Source organism: Paenibacillus sp. GQ49 (assembly GCF_059759055.1).
In genome coordinates this window covers 662,637-676,745 of the sequence record NZ_JCAXEL010000001.1, presented here as the reverse complement: position 1 = coordinate 676,745, position 14,109 = coordinate 662,637, and the positions used below count along the sequence as shown (strand labels likewise).

At 45.8% G+C, this 14,109-nt stretch carries 14 protein-coding genes; 8 read left to right on the top strand and 6 right to left on the bottom strand.

Features of this window, described 5'->3' with window-relative positions:
- Positions 1 to 67 precede the first annotated feature (67 nt).
- Complete coding sequence (locus AC6CIF_RS03120; protein WP_076209128.1) at positions 68 to 1,117, bottom strand: HD-GYP domain-containing protein; 1,050 nt, start codon at positions 1,115 to 1,117, stop codon at positions 68 to 70.
- A gap of 123 nt (positions 1,118 to 1,240) precedes the next feature.
- Positions 1,241 to 1,987, bottom strand: coding sequence for a molybdenum cofactor biosynthesis protein (locus AC6CIF_RS03115; RefSeq protein ID WP_076209127.1), 747 nt, complete (start codon positions 1,985 to 1,987; stop codon positions 1,241 to 1,243).
- Positions 1,988 to 2,107: 120 nt separating this feature from the next.
- Between AC6CIF_RS03115 and AC6CIF_RS03110 the strand changes: the two genes are divergently transcribed.
- The 7 genes from AC6CIF_RS03110 to AC6CIF_RS03080 all read left to right on the top strand — a co-directional run bounded on the left by AC6CIF_RS03110 (position 2,108) and on the right by AC6CIF_RS03080 (position 8,854).
- Positions 2,108 to 3,538 (top strand): bifunctional metallophosphatase/5'-nucleotidase, encoded by a 1,431-nt coding sequence (locus tag AC6CIF_RS03110; protein ID WP_498197832.1) that lies wholly within the window; start codon positions 2,108 to 2,110, stop codon positions 3,536 to 3,538.
- Positions 3,539 to 3,611: 73 nt separating this feature from the next.
- Entirely contained in the window at positions 3,612 to 4,733 is a 1,122-nt protein-coding gene (locus AC6CIF_RS03105; RefSeq protein ID WP_498197830.1) for an HD-GYP domain-containing protein, read from the top strand.
- A 220-nt stretch (positions 4,734 to 4,953) separates the two neighbouring features.
- Positions 4,954 to 6,090, top strand: a complete 1,137-nt coding sequence (yfkAB, locus tag AC6CIF_RS03100) for a radical SAM/CxCxxxxC motif protein YfkAB (RefSeq protein ID WP_091032604.1) — start codon at positions 4,954 to 4,956, stop codon at positions 6,088 to 6,090.
- A 46-nt stretch (positions 6,091 to 6,136) separates the two neighbouring features.
- Positions 6,137 to 7,489, top strand: a complete 1,353-nt coding sequence (locus AC6CIF_RS03095) for a hemolysin family protein (protein ID WP_498197828.1) — start codon at positions 6,137 to 6,139, stop codon at positions 7,487 to 7,489.
- 268 nt (positions 7,490 to 7,757) lie between these two features.
- Positions 7,758 to 7,997, top strand: coding sequence for a spore coat associated protein CotJA (locus AC6CIF_RS03090; protein ID WP_179088483.1), 240 nt, complete (start codon positions 7,758 to 7,760; stop codon positions 7,995 to 7,997).
- On the top strand, positions 7,987 to 8,262 hold the full coding sequence (locus AC6CIF_RS03085; protein ID WP_076209123.1) for a spore coat protein CotJB: 276 nt from the start codon (positions 7,987 to 7,989) through the stop codon (positions 8,260 to 8,262). Before AC6CIF_RS03090 ends, AC6CIF_RS03085 begins: the two co-directional genes overlap by 11 nt.
- 22 nt (positions 8,263 to 8,284) lie before the next feature.
- Positions 8,285 to 8,854: a manganese catalase family protein gene (locus AC6CIF_RS03080; protein ID WP_076209122.1), complete on the top strand. Its 570-nt coding sequence runs from the start codon at positions 8,285 to 8,287 to the stop codon at positions 8,852 to 8,854.
- Between the two features lie 177 nt (positions 8,855 to 9,031).
- On the opposite strand, the gene AC6CIF_RS03075 is transcribed toward AC6CIF_RS03080, so the two are convergent.
- From AC6CIF_RS03075 to AC6CIF_RS03060, 4 genes are all read right to left on the bottom strand, one after another.
- Positions 9,032 to 10,024: a 3-oxoacyl-[acyl-carrier-protein] synthase III C-terminal domain-containing protein gene (locus AC6CIF_RS03075; protein ID WP_498197826.1), complete on the bottom strand. Its 993-nt coding sequence runs from the start codon at positions 10,022 to 10,024 to the stop codon at positions 9,032 to 9,034.
- Between the two features lie 54 nt (positions 10,025 to 10,078).
- Complete coding sequence (locus AC6CIF_RS03070; protein ID WP_498197824.1) at positions 10,079 to 10,429, bottom strand: hypothetical protein; 351 nt, start codon at positions 10,427 to 10,429, stop codon at positions 10,079 to 10,081.
- Positions 10,430 to 10,617: 188 nt separating this feature from the next.
- Complete coding sequence (locus AC6CIF_RS03065) at positions 10,618 to 10,986, bottom strand: carboxymuconolactone decarboxylase family protein (protein WP_017689521.1); 369 nt, start codon at positions 10,984 to 10,986, stop codon at positions 10,618 to 10,620.
- 12 nt (positions 10,987 to 10,998) lie between these two features.
- Positions 10,999 to 12,630, bottom strand: coding sequence for a thiamine pyrophosphate-binding protein (locus AC6CIF_RS03060; RefSeq protein WP_498197822.1), 1,632 nt, complete (start codon positions 12,628 to 12,630; stop codon positions 10,999 to 11,001).
- Positions 12,631 to 13,041: 411 nt separating this feature from the next.
- On the opposite strand from AC6CIF_RS03060, the gene AC6CIF_RS03055 reads away from it, so the two are divergent.
- Positions 13,042 to 14,013 (top strand): Gfo/Idh/MocA family protein, encoded by a 972-nt coding sequence (locus tag AC6CIF_RS03055; protein WP_498197820.1) that lies wholly within the window; start codon positions 13,042 to 13,044, stop codon positions 14,011 to 14,013.
- Positions 14,014 to 14,109: the final 96 nt, after the last annotated feature.

Below are 14,109 nucleotides of genomic sequence, written 5' to 3'. Positions count from 1 at the left end.
TTCCTGTTTATTGCTTCGTATCCATCCTGTGTGCTGTGTACAATGAACAGATAGGCTTGTTACACCATTACTGTACATAAATTTCAACGATAGCAATATCTCTTTCTTTCGCTAAATCGATAAAGGCCGTAGAGGTCTGAACGAGTGGTCGGAAATAATCCGCAGGATTATTCATGACAATGAGTCCCGTCTGACCCGTGGTGAGCAGAACCCTTTTACCGATAAAATTAGGCAGCATGTGCTTGATCAGTTCCTGCGTTGCTTCAGCATTTAACTGACCAAAGCTGAGGCTGTACAGTTCACACAGAACAGAGATCAGTTCCTGTTTGGTCTGGTATACCCGATTGGTCGTCATGGCGCTGTAAACGTCTGCTACAGCAGTTATACGGGCATATGGGTGGATCTCGTCCCCTCGCAGTCCATGAGGATAACCACTTCCATCCTCGCGCTCATGATGTTGAAGTGCAACCATTGCCAGAATTTCATCCTGCGTGGATTCTTTAATGATATCGTACCCATAGAATGTGTGTTTCTTCATTTCGTCAAATTCTTCCGTGGTCAATTTACCAGGTTTATGTAAAATCTCAGAAGGAATCTTGGACTTGCCGATATCATGAAGATATCCTGCTTTGGCTACCGTTAGACATTCCTCGGGGTTGTAACCCATCCAGCCGGCGATATAAAAAGCGAGCATTCCGACTTGCAATGAATGGTTGTACGTATAATCGCTATCCCCGTCCAGCATAAGCAACAAGGAGACAACATCTTTTTGTTTTTCCAACTGTTCTGTTAGGGTAAACAAAATCTCATCGACCTGTGTCTCATCAATAAAACCCTTCTCCATCGCTTGTTGAAATAGAGATTCAGTACCTTTGATCGTATCGTTAAACAAGTTAGTTAACAGACGGGTCTGATCGGAAGGTAAGGTTTGTGCATCAGAGTGTAGGTCGGATGTTGTGTGTTCTACATCTGCGTACTCAATTCCATGTTGCAACAGTTTGGATAGGTCATCTTCACTGAGGGTGGAACCTTTCATCAGCATGTGGAGACCCGAACTGTTGTATACATCATTTTTTAACAGGTCACCCGGTTTAAGATCAGTAACATGCACTCTCACGTATAAACCACCTTTTCTCGACTAATATCGACACATATAATTATAATAACAAGAAAAAAATGGGTTGACAACGACTTATTTACTATTAACCCACTCAATCTAAAAGGTGTAAAGGCTCATTATTTAGTTCTCCATGGGGTTCCATGGTCCTAATTGATGTCCCTTCCATTCAGATCCATCTTCCCAAATTTCCTTTTTCCAGATCGGAACGGTCTGTTTGAGTCTCTCTATGGCGTAACGGCTTGCATCATAACAGTCGTTGCGATGAGGCGAGGAGACGGCAATGACTACACTAATCTCTGCCACATCCACTTTGCCGATTCGGTGACTGATTGCACATAACACACCAGGCCAGCGATCGGAGATTTCCACACCAATGGCAGCCATCTGAGAAAGAGCCATCGGCACATAGGCCTCGTATTCAAGATGAACGGTGCGCTGTTCACCGGTCATTTCACGAGTCGTACCTACAAAAGTAAGAGCTGCCCCGTGATTCGGGGTGATCACTAGCGCCGTTGTTGCTTCCACGGACAAGGTGGACTCTGTGATCAGAAATAAGCCATCTTCAGTCCGATGCTCCGGTACGGTAGAGCGTTGCTTTTCATCGGATATATCCGTACCATCGCCGCCAGAGACGGGAGGGATCAACGCAAGTTCATCTTCTGAGCTAAGTATAGTATCGGCAGGAGCGTACTGCTGGTTAACTGCCAAAAAGGATGTCTTTATCTGAGAAGCTGCCTCTGGGTAGGCCAGACTCAGTTTTTCTTTTAAATCGGCAGCGGTTGGAATGTCTCCAATGTACTCGAACTCCAGAAGGGATGTATTTAAACGTTCTGCAATGCCTGCAAATAGTTGAATTGTCAATTTCATAGATATGACTCACCTCTTTTTGATCTCTAAACCCTATAAATATATCATAACGACGCGGAAAATGTTATGCTTATCCATTAGAAGAATGAACGTTTATTGAAGAGCAGGGGAGGCGGTGTGATGAGCACCAGGGAGAAGCAAACGTTAACGATTCTGCACACCAATGACATTCATAGCCACTTCGGCTCCATGAGCACCATCGCCGCTATGATCAATGAGGAACGTGACCAGGGTGGCAACTTCCTTGTGTTGGATATCGGCGATCATATGGACCGGATGGCCGTTGAAACAGAGGGAACACTGGGGACGGCTAATGTTGATGTTATTAACCTTACTGGCTACGATGCCATTACAATCGGTAACAACGAAGGACTAACCTTCACGCCAGATCAGCTCTCGCAGTCCTACGCTGGACTTCTGTGTCCTGTGGTATGCAGCAATGTTGTGGAGCAAGATACTGGCCTTCCGCCAGTGTGGATGAAACCTTCTCTGATTGTGGAGAAAGGTCCATTTCGCGTTGGTCTGCTGGGGGCAACGGCCCCTTTTACCACGTTTTACGAACTGCTCGGGTGGGATGTTCTGGACCCTGTGGAGTCATTAAGAGCTCAAGTGGGAGCATTACGTGATGAAGTGGATGTGGTGGTTATTCTTTCACATCTGGGGTTTTCGACAGATCGTAGACTGGCGGAGCAGATTACTGGAATTGATATTATTCTCGGTGGGCATACCCATCATGTTCTCGAAGAACCCTTAGTCATTGGTCAGACCGTGCTGGGTGCAGCTGGGAAATTTGGCCAATGGCTTGGGAAAGTGGTTCTGGAACGAACAAGTGTGGGAGAACCTCTCCAACTGGTAAGTAGCGGTTGTATGGCTGCCAAGAGTATATTACTGGATGATCAGGTCGCGCTGGCAATCGCTACGAATCGTACGGAAGCCGAAAGGACACTCAATCAGACGGCAGTGATAACGGATCGGGTGCTGCCCATCACGTATGACCGGGAATCCCCGTTTGCAACCTTGCTTGCACAAGCTGTTCGTCATTTCACGGGGGCACAGCTGTCTCTGGTGAATGCAGGTCAGCTTCTGGGAGATCTTCCACAAGGTAATATTACAAAAGGAATGTTGCATTCCCTATGTCCATCTCCTATAAATGCTTGTACAATATGCTTGAGTGGAAGTCATATTCGTGAAGCACTTGAGCAGTCCTTGTTGGACGAGTTTTCAGGTAAGCCCATTGTGGGATTTGGTTTTCGTGGTCATATTCTAGGCACGTTATGTATGGACGGAATGGAAGTTCAATACAATCCAGATGCGCCAGCCTATGAGAAGATCCAGGCCATATCCATCAATGGGGAGCCTATGGACGAACAATGTGAGTATATTGTTGGGACACTGGACATGTTTACGTTCAATGTGGGGTATCCTCCTCTTGCTCATGGAACCCGTACGCTCTATCATCTTCCGGAATTCATACGAGATTTGCTGGAAACGGAAATAAAACGACCAGGGGCTCTGGACGACAGCCTGCGAGCCCGCTGGCATCAAAGCTAAATTTAAAGTACTTGCCTTCTGCTGAAGCGGCGGCTAGTGGTAATTACATCTACGGAGCGGGAGAGGATAGGCTGTGCGTTTAGTACATATAAACTTATTGCAGCCTGGCATGAAGCTGGGGAAACGTATTTATAGTGAAGAAGGCCTTGTATTACTTAGTGAGGATGTAGAGCTAACCAGTCGATTGATTGGACGCCTTAAGGATCTCGGGGTCGGTTATGTGTATATTAAAGATGCTGCGACAGAGGACATCATCGTTCCCGAAATGTTGCAGGAAGAGACCCGAAGGAAGGCACTGGTCGAGATCAAACAGCAATTTCAGAGTATGTCAGGACTGAAAACCAAAAGTCGGATTCCTCATTTCGGTAAAGCGCTTAGTGGTGTGATGAATGCGATTCTGGAAGACATCGGCAGTCAAAAGGAAGCCATGATTATGCTGATGGACATGAACTCCAGCGATTTTGACCTGTATAACCACTCTTTGAATGTATGTGTGTACACGCTGGTTCTTGGTGTCGCTTCGGGTTACACACGCCAGCAGTTAATGGAGATTGGTCTGGGCGCTTTGCTGCATGATATCGGCAAAACACAGATTGCACCAGAAATTTTGCATAAACCCTCCAGATTAAGTGACGAGGAATTCAAAATCATTCAGCAGCACACTACATATGGACACCGTATTCTCAAAGATGAACCAGGTATACCACTTCTATCTGCGCATTGTGCATTGCAGCACCATGAACGAATTGATGGAAGTGGATATCCCTTTGGTTTGAAAGACAAGGAAATTCATGAATATGCCAAATGGATTGCGCTTGCTGATTCGTATGATGCCATGACAACGAATCGAGTCTACAAGCAAGCCTTGCTGCCACATCAGGCCGTAGAGGTGCTGTATACGGGCTCAGGAACGCTTTATGAACAACGAATGCTGGAGAGTTTCAGGGATTGTGTAGCGATCTACCCCGTGGGTCTATCGGTCACGCTCAGTACGGGAGAGGTTGGGGTGGTCGCAGCGATTCATCCACGTGTTCCTCAACGTCCACTTATCCGGGTGCTCAAGGATGCCAACGGCCAGACCTTATCTTCGCCCTACGAAATTAACCTGTCCACAGCACTGTCTGTGATGATCACAGGTGTAGAGGGTGTGGAGGATACACCTTCAGCGGCTCAAAGTGAACGGTTGGAAAGCTGAACAAGCTTAGAAATGATTAGCGCTCATGTCGTAATATCGGGGCCGTTTCGTGATTCGGCCCGGAGTTACCTGAGTGTTTTTTGTCATGTAATGGACGGGGTCTACGTATGCCGGAGCATTCAAAATTGTGCTATGATAAAAGATAACTCCAAAAAGAGAAACACAAGGTATGATGTAAATAAAACTTTTTAGGTTAATAAAAGGAATAAGGTGAAGAACAATGACCATGCTAAACTCAGGATCGGTACAACCGATGCCTTTATCGCCAACGAATGATCCGTGGGATCCGATCGGCTCTCTGCGTACATATGGACGCCATGTGCTGACCAGTGTAGAAATGACCGTGACACATCTGTGCAATATGAGGTGTGAGCATTGTGCCGTGGGAGATATGCTTACGATGCGTGAGGCACCGGCTCTTCCGCTCCCTCTGATGCTGAAACGATTGGATGAAGTGGAGCATCTACAGACGATTAGTCTGACGGGTGGCGAGCCAAGCTTTAGCCAGAAAACAGTGGATGAGATGATCATCCCGCTGCTCAAATATGCCAAGGAACGTGGAATTCGTTCCCAGATCAATTCGAATTTAACGCTGGATATCAGCCGGTATGAGCAACTTTTACCTTATCTGGACGTTATGCATATCTCATTCAACTATCTGAATGCTGACGATTTCCATCAAGTTGGATTTGCGAATAGTGGCAGACCTGTGAAACGTGAAGTCGCGGTGAAAATGTATGAGAAAATGATTGAAAATTCCCGCAAACTGAGTGAAGCAGGCATGTTTATCTCTGCGGAATCAATGATTAACTTCCGTACGCACGACAAGCTGGATGGTATTCACCAATTGATTCGTGAGATGGGCTGTGTCCGTCATGAAGTGCATCCGATGTATAATTCGAACTTTGCTTCGTCACTGCCCGTGTTATCACTGGATCATATGAGAGCAGCGATTCATCGTTTGCTTGATGTGCGTGACAAAGATATGTGGATGTTATTCGGGACCCTGCCATTCTTCGCGTGCAGTGCAGCAGAGCAGGATCGGGAACTGATCAACCGTTTATACAGCGAACCAAATGTGACGGTACGTAACGATCCGGACGGACGTAACCGCGTTAACGTCAACATGTTCACGGGTAATGTGTATGTGACGGATTTTGCGGATATCCCGGCGTTTGGTAACATTCGTGATCGTAAACTGGATGATGTGTTCCATGAATGGTCAGCTGAACATCCGTTGAATCAAACGGTCAATTGCCATTGCGATATTGCATCCTGTTGCGGACCAAACCTGCTAGTGGCAGATATGTATTACAAGGGTGTGGATTTCAAATCGAGAAAGGCAATCACACGTTGATATTCCAGGTGTATTCCTGAAATAGATAGAAAAGGGGAGTTTCAACTTGGATATTCATACTGAATTTCATCTTGGACAGCTAGTATTTAATCTGGTCTGTGTCTTTTTGCTCGTATTTTTGAATGGCGTATTTGTTGCAGCGGAATTTTCCCTTGTGAAAGTAAGGCAGACACGCTTAACTCAATTGCAGAGTGAAGGCAACCGTTTGGCTGGTTATGCACTGAAGGTGAATAGTAAACTGGATTCCTATCTATCGGCAACTCAGTTCGGGATTACATTGACATCACTTGGACTCGGGTGGCTGGGAGAGCCAGCCATCTCTGAATTGCTCGTTGAGCCTCTCATGTTTAAGCTCGGTGTAGGAGATACAGGGCTGATATCGACCGTGTCCGTCATTATCGGTTTCTGTATCATTACGTTTCTGCATATTGTGTTGGGTGAGCTTGCGCCTAAATCGTTGGCGATTCAAAAAACAGACGGAGTGGCTTTGTTCTTATCTGCACCCTTGCTGTTGTTCTACAAAATCTTCTTCCCATTCATCTGGGTATTGAATGTTTCGGCGAATGCTTTGCTACGTCTGGCTGGTATCGAACCTGCCAGTGAAGGGGAGGCTCACTCGGAAGATGAACTTCGTATTCTGATGAAGCAGAGTGCGAAGAGTGGTGTAATTGATAAAGATGAGATCAAACTGATGGATAACATCTTTGATTTCTCTGATATGCTGGCACGTGAAGTGATGTTGCCACGTACAGACATGGATTGTCTGTATACCCATATGTCTTTGGAAGAGAACCTGGAGATTATTAATGCAACCAAACATTCCAGGTATCCTGTGGCAGGAGAAGACAAGGATGAGATTATCGGATTCATACACATCACCGATCTGTTGCTGGCTAAACCGGAGCAACAACATGATCTGGCTTCACTTGTTCGTCCAATCTTGAACGTGCCTGAATCCATGGAAATCAGCCATGTGCTACGTCTGATGCAGAAGAAACATTCTCAGATGACGCTGGTTGTGGATGAATATGGCGGCACAGCTGGATTGCTGACTGCGGAAGAAATTCTGGAAGAGATCGTTGGAGACTTGTATGACGAGTTTGAGGATGAGCGTCCGCATATGGAACGGAGTGGAGATTCATTTTCCATTGATGGTCGTTCGCTTATTGAAGAAGTTCATAAGTGGACCGGAGCCATCATTGAGGATGAAGAAGTGGATACCATCGGCGGATGGTTGTTTAAAGAACTTGGAGGTAGTCCAGCCAAGGGCAAAACTCGGGATCTGAATGGATACGTCTTTGAAGTGGAGGAGTCCACTCGTTTGCGAATTACCCGGGTTCGAGTGTACAAGCAATCTGTTCCTCAAGACATGAATTCGGAAGAAAAACCAGTAGAATAGATTTTGTAATAATCTGATGATGAGTGAGATGAGCAAGTGTGAACATGTTACTCATTTTACGAAATACAGACCTTTGGAAGTGCCGTAAGAGGTACTTCCAAAGGTCTTTTTTGATTGAGAGTGAAGTTGGCATGAGAAATTCCTTTATGAAGTTTGGATAAATGGGGATTAACCTGTAGAACTGAAACATATACATAATAGAGACGGGAAGCAATGGTTTGAATGGTATGGGGAATGCACGTAAACATCGTTGAAGGAGGCGTTTCGAGTGAAGGATCCACAGCTTCGAGCCTATGCTCCTTTTGTGGGGCCGTTTGATCCTTGCAAACCGATGGAAATCCGCACGTATCTAGTTCCACCGCAGTTGTTTATACCTTTCCAGCCCATGGGTTGGCCGCAATACAGTCCGGCAGAAGCGTTAAGACTGGGAACATTATGGCCTGCATTATATAGCCCTTACACATCCAAGAAATCAAAGGAGAGGAAGGTGGAGGCAGATGGAACCTGAAGCACCGAAAGCCTGTGATGCAAAATACTACGAGTTGCTGGAAGAACTTCAGGCGCTGGACTTCGTGTTAGTGGAACTGAATCTATACCTGGATACCCATCCAGGTGATTTCCAAAGCATTGAGCAGTACAACAAGTTCAGCCAGGAGCGAATGCGGGTAGCTCATGAGTTTCAACAGTTGTATGGACCGCTGATGAATTTTGGTCATGCCTTCTCGAAATATCCGTGGGAGTGGTCCCAGACACCATGGCCTTGGCAGGTATAAACGTTAAAGGAGGAGTCTTGTAATGTGGGTATACGAGAAAAAGCTACAATATCCCGTTCGAGTGAGTAAATGTGACCCTCATATGGCCAAATTACTGATGGAGCAGTATGGTGGAGCAGACGGGGAATTGGCAGCTGCCCTGCGGTATCTGAACCAGCGTTATACGATTCCAGACAAAATTATTGGCCTGTTAAACGACATTGGAACAGAAGAATTTGCTCATTTAGAGATGATTGCCACGATGATCTATAAGCTCACCAAAGATGCTACAGTGGAGCAGCTGGAGCAAGCTGGCTTGGATGCTCACTACGTTAATCACGATAAGGCCCTCTTTTACAGTAATGCAGCAGGTGTACCGTTTACCGCTACGTATATTCAAGCCAAGGGTGATCCAATTGCGGATCTGTACGAGGACATTGCAGCAGAAGAGAAAGCCCGGGCTACATATCAATGGTTGATCGACCTGACCGATGACGTGGATCTGCAGGATAGTCTGAAGTTTCTAAGGGAACGCGAGATTGTGCATTCCTTGCGTTTTCGGGAGGCAGTAGAGATTCTGAAAGACGATCGGGAGACAAAGAAGATTTTTTGAACATTTGGTATAAAAGCAGAAGTCGGGCAGTCCGGTGAGGGCTGCTTTTTGCTTTGAAGAAATGTAGAAGCTAGAAGAAGTGTATGTGCTGAAATGTGGATTGCTTTCAAATAAAAAGACGATCCTCTTTGGAAGAAAGAGAACCGTCCTGTTTATTATATTTTGGCGAAGTAAGGCCTAATATTCAACCACCATGGCAACATTTTGCCACCCGGCTCCAACGGTCCAGAACAGAACTTTGTCACCACGCTGAATCTGACCGGTTGTAACCGCTCGATGTAATGCGATGAATGGACTGCTGGTTGAGGTATATCCGAACTCATCTCCGATATAGACGGCAATATCGTCACCAATGCCGACATTCTCGGATACAGCCCGAATGTTACTAATGGATAGCTGGGAGAAGCAGGCGGCTCTGATCTCGTCTGGTCCAATCTCGTTACGTGTCAGCAAGGTACGAATGGACTTGGAAGCGGCATCCACACAGATGGAATCATCAAATGGGATGAATTTCACATGAAAGGCACCCGCATCTACACCCGTTTTGCCCAGCTTCGCCAAGCCTTCTGCAGGAAAAAGAGAATTACCATACACGCAGGTATCCGTCTGATAGATGGAATCAATGAAACCGACAGCATGTTCATCCCGCTCTACAATAACCGCCGCTGCTGCATCACCGAAATTGGCGAAGTATACAGGATCATCGGGACTGGCGTGAGGAGCTACGTAATCCGAGCCGATGATTAATGCCCGGCGAATTCGAGGATTGCCCAGCATCTGCCGGCTAACCTGTTCGAATGCAGCGGTCATGCCTGCACAGTTGGCGTTACTGTCAATACAGATCGTGTGGGAAGCTCCGTTAATCAGGCGATGAATCATTAAGGAATTCGTAGGAAAGATGTATTCTGGCGTTTGGCTTGCATAAGCAATCAGATCAATATCTGCACCGGTGAGTCCGGTTTTCTCCAGTAGGTTACTGGCTGCCTCAAAGGCCATGCTTAGTGAATTTTCGTCATCGTTGTCAATTTTATAACGTGTATCACGACCAAGTGCCTTTAACAATCCACGAATATCTACACCTCTTGCATCAAAATGTTCAATATAAAAATCATTGTGCACCTTGGTTGCTGGATGATAGATATCGATATCTACAATACGAATTCCGGCCATCTTCATTCTCCTCTTGAGCGGAAGGGTGAATTCACAGCTTGTCCGCCTGGTTTATTAAGTGGTAACGGTAGATATGATTTCGAGATTGTCCAGACCAACTGACCGGCCGAGCCGGGCCAATTGCATTTTTAGAATCGCGTTGTTCTCGAGGGTCAACACGACTTTTTTATATTCATCTTTTTTGAACAATTGAAGGCAACCTTCCAGAAGAGGAACAATCTCCGGAGCAGTAACATTCAACTTTTTGCAATCGATGTTCAGGTCATACTCCTTGGTGTTAAGAGGAGCGATCGTATCCTGATAGGCCGAGATGGAACGCAAACCGTCTTCTTGAGAGAAAGAACCCTCCAGTTCAATGTTTAACACCTTGTTTGGAACGTCAGTCTTAAGAATGAAATTTCCCATGTTTGATCTCTCTCCTTATAAATGAGTTAAGGCTATCCTGCTAATGGATACACAGCCCCATAGGGCCTCTGCTGAAAGCTTCTAAGATGAGAGCTGGTTCGAAGGATAATTTAACCATATTATAAAGGTAGGAATGTAAAAAGATCAATAAAAAAGTCGAATCATGTATAAAAATGTAGAAAAGTGAATTACTGTATTTCATCCAAGGTAGCAAGCAAAATATTAAATGCGCTAATAATGCGTGGAGCACCCACACAGGGTGCCAGATGTAGCAATATTCCCTTGAGCTGATCCACCGTTACTCCCACGCTCAGAGCCATTGTGTAATGCACTCCTAGTTGTTCATACTGTCCTTGGGTGATCAACGAAGAGATGATAGCAACTTCCTTCCATTGATCCGTAATCGTGGTGCGCTGAAAAATATCCCCGTATGCCGTCCCCATAATAAATTCCGACAATTCGGGAAAATGTTCTTTGATGGGTGCGAGGGCTCTTGCGCCGTACTCTCCAGAAAGTTTCGCGAAACGGTCTAGTCCCTGAGCTACATGTTCACTCATGATCTACTCCTCCTAATTCAAAGTTACGGTGCGGTGAGCCGTGGGTGGAATTTCATCTCGATCGGTCAGAAGCTCAATAACAGTTACCTGATTCAACGTCTGGGCTGTGTTCAGCGCAGATGAGAATTCAGCAAGCGTTTCTGCTTGAAACGCAACCGCACCGAGAGATTCGGCAAATTTGAAGGCATCCATAGGAACTTCATATAATGTGCCATCAATTCTGCCTGTTGTTTTTTCCATTCCTTTGAGAGCCATGTCCAGTTGTTTGTTGTTAACGACAATGAAAATGACGTTCAGATTGTTGCATACCGCGGTATTGATCTCCGTCCCCAGCATCATGAAACATCCATCCCCGGTGATACATACAACGGTCTCTTCAGGTGAAGCGGCCTTTGCACCTATCGCCATACCAATGGCGTTCCCCATGCAGGCAAAGTAAGCGTCAAACACAAAGCTGCCTGGTTTCTTGACTTTATATCGCTGAACCGCATGAAATCCATGGCTGCCATCATCAACAAACAGCTTATGATCGTACGGAAGCAGATCACTCATTCCGTCTAACACAGAAGCCAGAGACAGTTGGGGGAGATCTGGTAAAGGGACAGTGTAATCGATGGGTGCCGTGGTTCTCACAGGAGTAGGGAGGTCTTCTAATGTACCCAGCAAATATTGCAGGTTGTCCTTCAAATCACCGGTGATATGTAAGGTTTGAGCGCTCAGAATCTTGCCTACAAATGTAGGATCAGCGTCAAATTGAATGAGGTGTGCCGGGTGATGTTCAGGCTTCAGATTGCAGAGGGTCATGTCACTCAGACGTGAACCGAGTACAATATAAAGGTCACTTTGGTTCAACATGTCGTCTGCATGCGGGAAACCTCCAACACCACAAGGTCCATGGTACAGGGGATGGTCCCACGCAATCGCTCCCTTTCCACCAGGCGTAGTAATGACAGGAATGTTGAACAATTCGGCCAATTGAAGCAATTCATCATGGGCTCTGGCGCGACTTACACCTTTACCAGCAATAATTAAAGGGCGGTTGGATTGTTGAATGAGAGGAAGAATGCGATTCAGGTTAGATATACTAAAAAGAGGTTCCGGTTCGGGAATGACAATCCGGCATTGGGATAACAACTCGGTCTGTACATCAAAAGGAAGACAGAGGTGAACAGGACCTTTATTCGGACCAAGGGCAATGGATAAAGCATGATTCAGCAGTGTGCCGAAGTGATCTCCACGCTCAACGAGTCTGCTGAATAATGTGGCAGGCCGGAACATCTCGGCCAGATCAGCCAGATAGGAAGAGGAATCCTGGCACTGAGGTAACCCCAGTTCCTGGATGGATTGATGACCCGTAATAAACAGTACAGGCAGATTGTTGGCCTTTGCATGTGCTGCTGCAGTAAGCAGATTGGTTCCGCCTGGACCGGATGTGGCAAAGGCAACGCCGAGTTTACCCGTCTGTAATGCATAACCGGATGCGGCAAAACCTGAGCTGGATTCATGACGGCCTGGAATGAACTCTAATCCGTAATCCACCATTTTCAGTACAGCAGGGCAGATGGATTTACCAATAATACCAAAGACATGAGTAACGCCTAGATTACGCAGAGTTTCTGCCAAATAGTCCGCAACTGTTCTCATGCGGGACACCTCGCTTCATGAAATAGGTTATTAGAACCATACGCATATTCCATTTGTTGAATGCAAGTTACTGTCTAAGGTTGTAAGAGGAAATATTCATTGTTATTAGGAAGAGTATCTTTTTTTGTGGTTTTTTGTCAACCTGTTTTTGTGAGTCTAAATTCCTGATTCTTAAGTTGGTAACGCTTTAAGTGTTGCTGGATAAAGTGAAAACAATTGGTTATATATCCCTGGAACGAATTACCCGGTTGTTACTAAGTTACAAATAATGTAAAAATATGACTAACAATGATGAATTTCAGCCTCTAATAGCAACTTGAAAGCTAGGGATTTATCTTTTTTCGTATCAACGCATCGCATTCGCAATTCTTTGCTTTCTGCTATACTGGAAAGGAATTGGGAGGGGATGGAATGACAGTCATCAAGATGGCTCTGATTGGGCTGGGTAAAATGGGATTACATATGGTTCATCTCATCGAGAATACAAAGATGGACACGAAGATTGAGATTGTTGCGGTGTGTGATGCGAATGAGGAAAGTTTGGCGTCTTTTGCAGCTTCTCATCGGGGAGTTAGGACGTATACGGATTACAAGCAATTGATGAATGAACATCAGATTGATCTGTTGTATATTGCAGTTCCGCCGAAATTTCATTATCCGGTTGTCATGGAGGCGCTGGAGCGCAAAATTCATGTATTCTGCGAGAAACCGCTTGCCAATAGTATAAAAGAAGCCAAAAGGATGCTGGATGCAGCAGAGCAGGCGGGCGTTGTTCATGCCATCCATTTCTCGATGCCGCATGAACCTTCCGTGCTGAAGTTGGAAGAGATGATTGAGCAGGGTACAGTGGGGACAATTCGCAAAATAGATCTCATTTTGCAATTCCCGCAGTGGCCACGATCATGGCAACAGAATGCATGGATTACGAGCCGGGAACAGGGTGGATTTATTCTTGAAGTGGGGATTCACTGGATTCATATGATTCAAAAGGTGTTTGGTGCCATCCGGGTTGTTAGCACTCAGGTTCAATATCCTGAGAATGGTGACTGTGAACTAGAAGTACAGGCTGCAATGGAACTGGAAGACGGAACCCGAATTCAGCTAAACGGCATCTCTCAATTTGCGGGGGAAGAACGTGTATCCATGGTGGTGTACGGTACAAAAGGCACGATTGCTCTGGAAAATTGGGAAGAATTGAAGACTGGCATGGTGGGGCAGCCACTTTCTCCAGTAGAAGTGCTTGAATCCGCCAGTGAATTGCCGGTTCTTAAACATGTCATTGCCCGTATACAGGGCAAACCAGCTAAGATATATGACTTTAACGATGGGTATCAGGCACAATTGGTACTGGAAGCGCTACGGAACACGGAACAATCAGGATAAGAAAAGGAGTGTCAGGTTTTTTCATATGAGGTGCCCAGTGCACCTTTTCCTGATTCAGCTCTCCTTAACACAAACAAGCATCGCAGAGGCTTGGGT

What these genes read in the sequence shown, in the direction of transcription:
- AC6CIF_RS03115 (WP_076209127.1), bottom strand. Translation starts at nt 1,987, where the DNA reads ATGAAATTGACAATTCAACTATTTGCAGGCATTGCAGAACGTTTAAAT.
- AC6CIF_RS03110 (WP_498197832.1), top strand. Translation starts at nt 2,108, where the DNA reads ATGAGCACCAGGGAGAAGCAAACGTTAACGATTCTGCACACCAATGAC.
- yfkAB (WP_091032604.1), top strand. Translation starts at nt 4,954, where the DNA reads ATGACCATGCTAAACTCAGGATCGGTACAACCGATGCCTTTATCGCCA.
- AC6CIF_RS03085 (WP_076209123.1), top strand. Translation starts at nt 7,987, where the DNA reads ATGGAACCTGAAGCACCGAAAGCCTGTGATGCAAAATACTACGAGTTG.
- AC6CIF_RS03080 (WP_076209122.1), top strand. Translation starts at nt 8,285, where the DNA reads ATGTGGGTATACGAGAAAAAGCTACAATATCCCGTTCGAGTGAGTAAA.
- AC6CIF_RS03075 (WP_498197826.1), bottom strand. Translation starts at nt 10,024, where the DNA reads ATGGCCGGAATTCGTATTGTAGATATCGATATCTATCATCCAGCAACC.
- AC6CIF_RS03070 (WP_498197824.1), bottom strand. Translation starts at nt 10,429, where the DNA reads ATGGGAAATTTCATTCTTAAGACTGACGTTCCAAACAAGGTGTTAAAC.
- AC6CIF_RS03065 (WP_017689521.1), bottom strand. Translation starts at nt 10,986, where the DNA reads ATGAGTGAACATGTAGCTCAGGGACTAGACCGTTTCGCGAAACTTTCT.
- AC6CIF_RS03060 (WP_498197822.1), bottom strand. Translation starts at nt 12,630, where the DNA reads ATGAGAACAGTTGCGGACTATTTGGCAGAAACTCTGCGTAATCTAGGC.
- AC6CIF_RS03055 (WP_498197820.1), top strand. Translation starts at nt 13,042, where the DNA reads ATGACAGTCATCAAGATGGCTCTGATTGGGCTGGGTAAAATGGGATTA.